The 10928-nt window shown below is 36.2% G+C and carries 8 protein-coding genes; all 8 read right to left on the bottom strand.

Annotated features, from left to right (window positions below):
- Positions 1-2: 2 nt before the first annotated feature.
- Entirely contained in the window at positions 3-428 is a 426-nt protein-coding gene (locus tag AXF17_RS09450) for an ATPase domain-containing protein (RefSeq protein WP_237049076.1), read from the bottom strand.
- A 112-nt stretch (positions 429-540) separates the two neighbouring features.
- Positions 541-999 (bottom strand): low molecular weight protein-tyrosine-phosphatase, encoded by a 459-nt coding sequence (locus AXF17_RS03450; RefSeq protein ID WP_094233814.1) that lies wholly within the window; start codon positions 997-999, stop codon positions 541-543.
- 165 nt (positions 1000-1164) lie between these two features.
- Positions 1165-2916, bottom strand: a complete 1752-nt coding sequence (locus AXF17_RS03445; RefSeq protein ID WP_157682551.1) for a hypothetical protein — start codon at positions 2914-2916, stop codon at positions 1165-1167.
- 18 nt (positions 2917-2934) lie between these two features.
- Entirely contained in the window at positions 2935-5913 is a 2979-nt protein-coding gene (locus tag AXF17_RS03440) for an SMEK domain-containing protein (protein ID WP_207651580.1), read from the bottom strand.
- A gap of 353 nt (positions 5914-6266) precedes the next feature.
- Positions 6267-6716: a hypothetical protein gene (locus tag AXF17_RS03435; RefSeq protein ID WP_094233811.1), complete on the bottom strand. Its 450-nt coding sequence runs from the start codon at positions 6714-6716 to the stop codon at positions 6267-6269.
- A 17-nt stretch (positions 6717-6733) separates the two neighbouring features.
- Positions 6734-7966, bottom strand: coding sequence for an AI-2E family transporter (locus AXF17_RS03430; RefSeq protein WP_094233810.1), 1233 nt, complete (start codon positions 7964-7966; stop codon positions 6734-6736).
- A gap of 213 nt (positions 7967-8179) precedes the next feature.
- A complete protein-coding gene (locus AXF17_RS03425; RefSeq protein WP_094233809.1) occupies positions 8180-10123 on the bottom strand; it encodes an elongation factor G in 1944 nt (647 codons plus the stop codon).
- A 256-nt stretch (positions 10124-10379) separates the two neighbouring features.
- A partial coding sequence (locus tag AXF17_RS09445; RefSeq protein ID WP_330398538.1) for an amino acid--tRNA ligase-related protein occupies positions 10380-10928 on the bottom strand: 549 nt, incomplete at its 5' end.

Raw genomic sequence — 10928 nt, 5'->3', positions numbered from 1 at the left:
TCTTATACACAGCTCCTGTCAGCCCTTAGTTTCACCTTCTCTTCCGATTCCTCTCCACTAACGTAGAGCACGGTTCCGTTATTTAGAGCTATCGAATTAGCCGACTGAATTATCAGCGTCGACTTTCCGATTCCAGGCTCACCGGATATAAGAATCATCGAACCGAGCACAATGCCACCACCGAGAACCCTGTCTAGCTCCTCAATTCCTGAGGTAATCCTCGTGTAGTTTCCAGTCCCTACACTTTTTAGTTTAGACGGAGCCGCTTTGCTAGTCGTCCTCCTGCGCGCGTCGCTATTAGCATCCGGTTTAACCTTTTGCTCTACAATCGAATTCCATGCCCCACAGTAAGAACACTGCCCCTGCCAGCTTGGAAACTCGTTGCCGCACTCCGCGCACATATATACTGATTTTGCTTTCTTAGCCATCTAATTCAAATACTCCTTCTACATCGGATTGTAATAAACTCAATAAAGCGCCTTTATTTCTAAAGAGACACTTTTACTGTGTTATTTCGCTTACCTGAGTACCTTTATTCCGTTACTTAATTTTTTGTAGCTCTGCAAGAAGTCCCCTGCATCCATCCATGACATCATTATACGTCACATCAAAATTCCCTGTATACCAAGGATCTGCGATATCTCCACTTCTGCCAGCATGCTCAAGTAGAAGCGAAACTTTACCCTCTTCATCACTGCTCACAAACCTCTTCATGTTGCGCAGATTGTTCTCATCCATAGCTACCAAATAGTCGAAATATTCATGGTCTGCCGCAGTCATCTGCCTTGATCTATGCGGCACAACTGGTATGCCAACTTCTTCGAGCTTCGCTACCGTTCCGTAATGCGGCGGATTTCCGATTTCCTCTCTACTTGTCGCAGCCGAATCTATTTCAAATTTGTCGCTTAGCCCCGCCTCTTTCACGAGGTGATTCATAACCGATTCTGCCATAGTGGAGCGGCAGATGTTGCCATGGCAAACGAATAATATTTTAGTCATGTATCACAATTCTCCTATTTGCTGATTATTAAATATTATTAATAATTGCCGACTAATATTAATTAGAAGGCAAAATTTACATCTAATTAATTCAAATCCGATTAAACGCTATCAAATAATCCCCTTTCTTCATGAAGAGTTTTTAATAAAACAAAAAATCATTTTTCAATGTATTCTAAAATCATCTAATAGCACAGCGGCTGATTCTAAATTTGTTTCAATCAAGCTTTTTAATACATTTTCATATGCATCAGTCAATTGATAGTTGGACTTAATTTCATCATTATAATCAAGATACGCCTTTGTAATTATTTCATTTAGTATAACTTCTGATTTATATACTTTTTCATAAAAATCTTGTTTGTCATCTTTTATATTTTCTAAGCAAGAACTTAGTGAAATTAGTATTTCTGGTAATAATTCAGAAATATGGAACTGATATAAAATCACCATGTAGTCTTCAAAGTTTAAATTAGCGTACTTCCCCCATATCTCATTTAGGAAAATTTTATCTGCAAAAGAATATTTCGTATTACATTTATTTAAATTAACCATAGACAGACCTTCTGTAGTTAACATAAGCATCGATGTTAATTCTTTTTTAGCTCTCTCTAACTTAATAAGTGATATTTTCTGTTCAATATATTTTATGATATCCTCATATCTTTTTCTTAGTTCTATATCACTAAATGCATCGAAATATGCTATCATCACATTGCTAGCAATTTTGTTGTAAAATTTGCAACTTTCTTGATTTAATTTTTCAAAATTTATATCATCAAATAATATATCTACTGCATCCTTATAAAAATTACCATTAGTTAAACAAGTTCCAAAGAAATCTTCTACTTCAGATATTGCATATATATCTAAAAACTTATAGTATTCTCTTACTTCAAAAATTACATTAACCATTTCTAGCAATGTTTTCGTCAAGTAGGATTTGAAATCAGCATCAGATAAAGAAAGTCCACAATTAGCTATGTAACATAATGTATTTAGATTGTAGTCACTAATATTAAAATTAGAATATTCCATATTGCAACCATGCACTAAATAATGTTCAATTATTTCATCTCTTTTGCTTTTATAAATCTTATAGTCAAATTCAGCATTATCAGTAGCAACAGAAACTCTTGGGTGACGATTTGGTATGTATGTGAAGTTCTCTTCTTTAGCTTTTATTACTGCTGCATTATGCATGTTTTCAGTCATTTCATCTTTAGCTATAGCAACAATAGTATTAAAAACTTTTTTTGCCAAGCTCTTATTTGTTGAAAGATATTTTTTTAGATGTCTTGTTATATCTCTTATCACCCCTTGTGAGCCTTGATAAAGTAAGCAATTAATTATTGTAATGGCGAATCTTCTACGTACATCTTCTTTTAATTCATTTTCTAATTGTGAAAAAAAGATTTTGCTAAGAATAGCATCGCAAACAAAAATACCATTATTGAAGATTCGATCAATCCCATCAAGCCATATATTACATAATTGAGACCTTCGCTCTAAAGAAATATCTTTTTTTGTTAGCACACATGCCATCAACATATATGTATAATTTTCAATTAAGTAAGGTGATTCTGCCTCTCCGCTTAGATTTAGTAACGAATCAATAACAGAAAGACTTTTCTCTATAGAAAATTCTTTGTCTTTCATTGATTCTTCAACAGAATCAAGAATTTTTTTGAACTTAGTTTGGCTTTCAAAATATTTACTTTTTTGATATTCACTTACTATCTTTTGTGCTTCACCGTTTATCTCTGGTTCAATTTCGTAAATATCATCTTTAATATTTCTTATACTAACTCGCCTAAAATCCATTTTCTGAATCTGAAGATTGCAATTTGCAGTTTCTCCAGAATTTGGATACTTTGAATAAAGATAGTCCAAGATTTCATGTATTCTTTCATTCAATGCGTCATCATGAATCATTTACATACTACACATATATTCTTGCAAGGTCCATACTTTTTGCAAATCTATTTTATATCTGTGCTCTAATTCTGGAATGCCCATTGTAAGCATAACCTGATTCTCTAAAAGTTTTCTTTCAACATCTGGTCGTAAAATTGCTGCTTTTTGAAAGTCTAAATAGATTAATTCGATGTTACTAGCTAAGCAAACTGCATATCCTGGAATAATCTTATTTAATTCACACCCTAACCGATTAATTATAGTAAGTGGCATAATATTATTGGACTTTGTTAATATTATTTGCTTTATTGTTAATAAGAAATCTACTTTTTCATCTTCAGTTAATATCTTCAAAAAAGAAAGTATAGTATCTCCCAAAATGTAAATAGCATCACTAATAAAATCATGCACCCTATTTTCTTGTACTCCAACAAGCCAAAATTCTGGATTACAAAGAAACTTTTTTTTATGTCTAACGCCCTCAGTCAAAATTTCCACTTCAGTAATAGCTTTTTTACCATTTTTCTGAAGTTCTAAAGCAATATAATTTGTTTTATCGATTATCCAGTCTAAAGCAATCCAGAAACTGAAATTACATATCATATTAAGAAAGCCATTATCCATAATATGCCTAAATTCAAAATGATAGGAACTACCTTTTTTTGAAAACCCTAAAGCCTTATTTTGTTCATCATCGATATTATGATAAAACAATAAGTTGTCATCAATTTTTCTTTCTGTAAACCAATATACATTTGCAAGCCTGCATAATTCATATGGGATATACAACGCTAATGTTGCTGTTGTGTTTTTTAATGTAAACTTGATAAGTTTTTCTGCAATATGTCCAACATTTCTATCTCCATTCAAATAATCATTTGAAATATTCTTCCATAAACTTTGAATCCATTCTTTTGCGTACTTAGTCATCAAATATATTGATGAAAGATATCTTGTTAGTTTATCCTCGTTTCTAAAATATGCCGTTTGTATATCTTTTATTTCTTCTTCAAAATAATATTCCAAAATTTTACATGTATATTCTCCCGCCTCATCATTGAAGTGTTCAGAACTAGAATAATCTACGCATAATTTCTCTATATATGGCTTTAAGTTCTCGTTCTTATAACTATCTTTCTTATAAACCATATTTATAAGATTTTCTCTCCCTTTTCCAATTGGTTTTTGTTTTAAATAGACATTATTATATTGCATCTGAACTATATTTGCCTGAAATGCATAGAGATTTGTAAGCTTAATAAATTCTTTATGCAGTTCTAATGAAAATCTAGAACCATTTTCCGCGAAAAATTCCGAACAAAATTCAGACTTTACAATTCCAATAATAGTTTGATTTTTCCAAATTGAAGGAATTGAATCTTTATTTAATATCGAATAAAGAAAATCGTCCCTATTTCTTTTAGTAAAAAGCTTGTTTTCAACCCAAATTTGATATCTCCTAAAAGAACACTTGCCAAGCGAACTCAGCTTTGAGTAAAAATGAATATAATCTCCTTTGCATTCCACATAATTTTTGTCAAAAATATTCTCAAAACAAATATCTTCAAAAATATCATATTTTAAGCGTATTCTATGTTCATCACAGAATGTTATTATTCCATGCGAAAATAACAATTTGCGAATCTCTGTTCCGATTTCATCAATATAAATTCCAGATAGAAATTCTACTGCTCGCTTGGTGACTATCATTATCACTGCTTTTTTTATGTCATTATTATTAATTCCACTTGGCAAATCGACACCATCCAAACATATCACCTTATGCCATATCAAGTTCCTAAGATCATTAATATCTGAAAGTTCATCAGGATTCTTAACTTTGCTTACAATCAAATTCAAATAAAAAGGTGTTCTCAATAATTGTGAATATTCATTTTGCTTTGCTAGCTTCTTAACAACCCCATATTTTTCACAGACAAGTGCTAGGCTATGGTCATCTAACAAATCTACTGTAAAAGATTCAACATTAAACATGTTTTCTATTTTGAGGAACGCCGCTTTGTCACTTGTTCTACATGTTGATAGAATTATTACATTACTAAAGTTTGATGCTAAAATATATAGTTCTTGTAGAATATCAAGTTTTGTTTTAGGTAAGTCCGCTATAAATTCTAAAGCATCAACATAAATAACAAGCTTTTTATCACCAAGCAATTTTAAAATATACGTTATATTAATCCCCCATAATTCATCAGTGGATTTAGCATCTGCAATTTTTTCAGCTCTCAAATACAGTATATTTTCTTCATCTTGCAATAATTTTTTACATAAAGCAGATTTGCCTGCACCAGCGGCTCCATTAATTGTAATATATTTTGATTTACTACTTTTTATTCTAGCGATTAGATCGGTTCGATCTATTTCATATTCATTATTAATTAGATTTTCGATATTAAGATTTATTAATTGTTTACTTGTTTTAATTACTTCAAGATATTTATCGGCATTCGCTATAATATTCTCGCTATCTTTTTTTAATAGTTTAAATAACTTTATTTGAAAATCTAAATCATTTTTTGCTCTTCTTAACACAGAATCAGTTGTTATAAGATTTTCTGATACGTTAAATTCAATATTTCCAATTTTATTTTTTCCTGAAAATTCTTTTACATTTTTTGCTGATGAATTCCCAAGCATAAAGAAAAAAACCTTTGTAATTTTTTTAGAATCTTGCTTCTTGCTGTCTCGAATTTTTTCCAATGTCGTTCTAATCTTTGTTGGTATATCATTTCCAGTACTTACTTGTATAAAAATTTTTCCATCTTCAGAAATCAAATCTACATAAGGATAGTTTGATTTCTCTAGGTTCAAATTTTTGAACGTTTTCCCAAACCATAACGAGCAAACGTTTTCTGCAAACAACTCAAATAAGGTGGCATTATCAAAAAGCCCTTGTCTATTCAAGAGTTGTATCTTTGTTTTATACGATGCAATATAATCTGCAATGTAATCCATTCGATCAGCAGAATTTATCAAAACTATTTCCCTCCCTACAAATTTTCATCACCCTAGTATTAAGTTAAGTGCATTTATTTATATCTTATTTTCATCACTATTTAACTCAATCTTACTTTCAACTTTACGCTTAATATCACAAACTTACCTAAAAAGATTAGGTAACTAAAATATTATTTTTCCGTAGTACAAATCGACTAAATCTTTTTAATTAAAGATTTCATCCTCAAAATACTGATATATTTTTTTATTCGGGATTAAGGGTAAATCTGGGGTAAAATCACAGTTCTATTTCTATAACCATTTAAATTTCAACGTTATGCATATGTTACCATGACAGATAAATAGGATTTTTATCATATATCCCCCCATTTTTAGTCAATATCCGAATTTCTATACCTTGACCCAACATAGCCTGTAATGCTTATTAACGGAATGTTCCACTCACCCGGCGTGTAAATTATACATTCAATTTCATCACCAACACTATTCTTGGCAGAAAATACGTATCTACCCATTTCTTCATTCTCTGTAAGTCTTTCTATATTAGGCAGATAACTGTCATTAAAGCGAGCCATAAACATGCACCATATCTCTATTGCAGTGTCATTTGACAGAGCGGCTTTTGATTGACACTTTATTCCAACCTTACAGCGTTTCTTCTTGCCATTTTCATCAGCCTTGCAAACCTTTGTTGCGCCTTTGTCAAATATCCAGTCCGTATCCTGAAGTTCTTTACATGTTGACGCGATTTCGTCCTTAAAAATCAGAATTGTCTCTGTTAGATGCTTACACGCAGTTTCGAAAGAATGTTGTTTCTGCATTTTACCCCTTAAACTCACTATTCTTCCACACCCTCGACGTCCACACTCTCATCCACAACACTAACGTCTTCAGACGCTCTAGCCTTCGCCTTCAGCTCAACTAGTCGCTCGAACCAGATCTTAAGCAGGGCCGCAAATGGCACCGCAACAATCATGCCTGCAAATCCGCCTACCTTCTCACCTGCGATAATCGCTACCAATACTAACATTGGATGTATCTCAATACTCTGTGATAGAAGCTTTGGATTTATAACTGCCCCATCTAACACCTGAACAACCGAAATTATGACGATAGAAATAATCATCGTCTTGATTTCGCCAGAAATCACGCCTGACACGATAGTGAGTCCGTATCCGACAACGGGTCCCATGTAAGGAATTAGGTTAGCGATGCCTGCCATAACACCGATCATTACACCGTAAGGCATGCCAGCAACCGTCAGTCCGATACTAATAAGAAGTGCTACTGTAAATCCATCCATCGCTGCACCGCGGAAGTATCCGCTGAATACCTTGTTTACATCATTATACACATATGTAAGATGATCATTTGCATTCTGCGACCATATTGTTCTGAGCATTCTACCCCAGTACTTTCTTAGGTTTTCAGCATCAAATAGGAAGTATACCGCGAACATTACCGAGAATAGAAGAGTGCTCACCCCGGCCGTTATATTTGAGAATAGCGTTGGAAGACCTCTCGCACTATTTAGCTTGCTCGAAACCCAGTTGATAAGATTCTTCTCAAAGTTAAGATCATAGTTCTTGCCAAAGTTATACTTGGATAGCCACTGCTTAAAGCTGTGTTCAAATGATTTTGCCTGATCGACAATGCTGTTTACAAGTGCATTGATGCTATCTGCATTGATAGTCTGTACCTGCTTCGTCACAGCATATATAACCGCAGTCAGTGAGGCTAGCACAATGGCTACAATAATTAGTAGCGTTAGTATCACAGCAAGCGAATGTCTACGCTTTTTCTGCACTGGATTTTGGCTCAGCAATTTTACATTGCGAGTTATGAGTCTCTCAGTTAGTCCAACGAGCGGATTTAAGATGTACGCCAAAATTCCACCGATTACAACCGGCTTAAGAATCGCTGCCACCCAGTTTATGCCGCTCATCAAGCTCTTGCCAAGGCTTTGGTACTGCCCAAGCAGCAAAATCAAAGCGTAAGATAGTCCAACCGCTAGAACTGCGTAAGCAACTATCTTGAGATATTTTCTGTCTAGTCTGTCTCTAAATTTCATGAGTCCTTCCTCTCTAGTTCAATACGCTTATGATATCAGAAAAAACGCACTCTTGCAGTAAATGTTCCTCCAAATCACCACATGATTACTTGCCCGCTGATTCACCGATTCTCTGTTCATAGTGTCATCCCTTAGGCATGCACCTAGAAAACCCGCATTAAGTATAAAGACCAGCCATGCGGCTGGTCTTTACCAATATATCGCTATAAGTGTTTATTTACCTTCTGTCTCCTGCTTGTGAGTCTCGATAATCTTCTGAGCTAGGTTAGCAGGTACTTCTTCGTACTTGGAGAACTCAACTTCAAAGCTTCCTCTAGCCTGAGTCATAGCTCTCAGCACGATTGCATAATCAAAGAGTTCAGCCTCTGGAGCTTCAGCGTGTAGGCAAGTTGTGCCATCATCTGCTGGATCCATACCGAGTATGCGACCTCTTCTCTTGTTCATGTCACCCATCACATCGCCTGTGTACTTCTCTGGAACTACGATGTCAAGCTTCATGATTGGCTCGAGTAGGCAAGGCTTAGCCTCTACGATACCCTTCTTGAATGCTAGAGATGCTGCAATCTTGAATGCCATTTCGTTGGAGTCTACATCGTGGTACGAACCATCGTATAGTACAGCCTTGATATTAACTACCTTGCAGCCGGCGAGTGGTCCTCTCTCCATCGACTCGAGGAGCCCCTTCTCAACCGCAGGTACATAGTTTTTAGGAATTGCACCTCCAAATAACTCCTCAGAGAATTCAAAGTTTTCGTTAGATGGTGAGAATCTGATATGTACGTCTCCATACTGTCCCGCTCCACCGGACTGTTTCTTGTGTTTGCCCTGAACGTCTGATGTTCCTTTAATTGTCTCTCTGTAAGCAATCTTCTGAGGAACAGTCACTACGTCGATTCCGTAGTTCTTCTTGAGCTTCTCCTTAATGATTCCAATCTGGAGGTCTCCCTGCCCGCCGAGAAGTGACTGATGTGTCTCAACATTTCTCACTAGTGCAAATGAAGGATCCTCTTCCATTAGCTTGAATAGCCCCTGTGCCATCTTCTCTTCGTCGTTCTTATCCTTAGCCTGAACTGCGATGAAGTAGTTTGGCTTAGGGAAGTCGATTGGCTCGAACTTGATGCCTTCGCTCTTGAGCGAAAGTGTATCGCCAGTCTTAGTGCCTGCTAGCTTGGCAAGTGCAAAGATATCTCCAGCCACAACCTCAGTTGCTGGAATCTGGTGCTTACCTCTTACGAAGAACATCGAACCGAGCTTTTCCATCTTCTCTGTGCGAGAGTTGTATAGATCCTGACCAACCTTGACAGTTCCTGTAATAACCTTTGCGTAGGAAATTCTGCCTAGGAACGGGTCAGCGATTGTCTTGAATACCCATAGAACTGGCTTCTCTGCTGGATCTGTAGTGATCTCAACGTCTTCGTCCTTGATGTTCTTTGCAGGATATGCAGGGTGCATATTAGGTGTAGGAACATACTTGCTGATGCAGCGTAGAACTTCGTCTATTCCTTCGCCTGTCTTGGAAGACATCTTGATAATTGGAACTACATCACCTGTAGCAATTCCTGTCATAAGTCCGTTATAGAACTCTTCTTCTGTAAATGGCTCATCATTGAAGAACTTCTCCATCAGAGCCTCATCTGTACCAGCAACTGCCTCGTTCAGAGCGTCCTTGTCGTCATCAGTAACTACGGAGTTTCCGAACTTCTCACGAAGCTGTGCTACAACCTTGTCTATATCTACGTTATCTTTATCTATCTTGGTGAGGACTATAAATTTTGGATTCTTATGCTTACTGCATTCCTCCCATGCCTTCTCAGTTCCAACCTGCACGCCAGCGGATGCATCAACCATGATAATCGATGATGCAGCTGTGCTCAGTGCTGAACGAATCTCTCCCTTGAAGTCGAATAATCCTGGGGTATCAAGGAAATTATATTTATATCCCTGGTACTCTACCGGAACTAGAGTGGTATTGATAGAATGCTTCTTCTCAATTTCCATCTTGTCGTAATCCGATGTGGTGTTGCCATCCTCTACTTTACCCATTCTGGTAATAGCACCAGTGGCAAGTAGAGCAGCTTCAAGAAAAGTCGTTTTACCGCAGCCGCCATGTCCTAAAAGTATGACGTTTCTGATTTTATCTGTAGAATAACCTTTCATCCTTAGATCCTCCCATTGATTTTATTTTATTGTTGAGCCAATAAAATTATTTAAGCTCTTGTCACAAGTATAACATAGGTTGTATCTTGTTCAATACAGTATTTAAATTGACAATAAAATAAGTACAGCGAGCAGATTATGTTCTCTACTTGCCGTACTTTTATGATGTTAAAAGCGGCGAGTATCAACGCCATATCACAGGCATTGGACAATCACCGCTAAATTAGTCTAATATGTAATTTTATGCCTAGAAGTTTTAGAATTCAGCGTTCTTAGGTGTTCTTGGGAATGGAACTACATCTCTGATGTTGCTCATTCCTGTTAGATACATGATCATTCTCTCGAAGCCGAGTCCGTAGCCCGCGTGCTTTACACCACCGTATCTACGAAGATCTACGTACCAATCGTAGAGCTCTCTGTTCATGCCAATTTCATCCATTCTAGCTTCCAGGATATCAAGTCTCTCTTCTCTCTGGCTGCCGCCGATAATCTCACCAACTCCCGGCACGAGCAGGTCGCAAGCTGCAACAGTCTTGCCGTCGTCATTGAGCCTCATATAGAACGCCTTGATTTCCTTCGGATAGTCGATTACGAAGATGGGCTTCTTAAACACTTTCTCAGTGAGATATCTCTCATGTTCAGTCTGTAGGTCGATTCCCCATTCAACAGGGAACTGGAAATCCTTGTCAGCCTTCTTAAGCATCTCAACCGCTTCTGTATAAGTAACTCTCTCGAAGTCTGAATTCACGATATTGTGTAGTCTCTCGAGAAGTCCCTTGTCCACGAACTTGTTGAAGAACTCCAT

The organism is Mogibacterium pumilum (assembly GCF_002243385.1).
Taxonomy (GTDB): Bacteria; Bacillota; Clostridia; order Peptostreptococcales; family Anaerovoracaceae; genus Mogibacterium; species Mogibacterium pumilum.
Note: the sequence above shows the minus strand (reverse complement) of the source record. Positions and strands in the feature narration are given on the sequence as shown.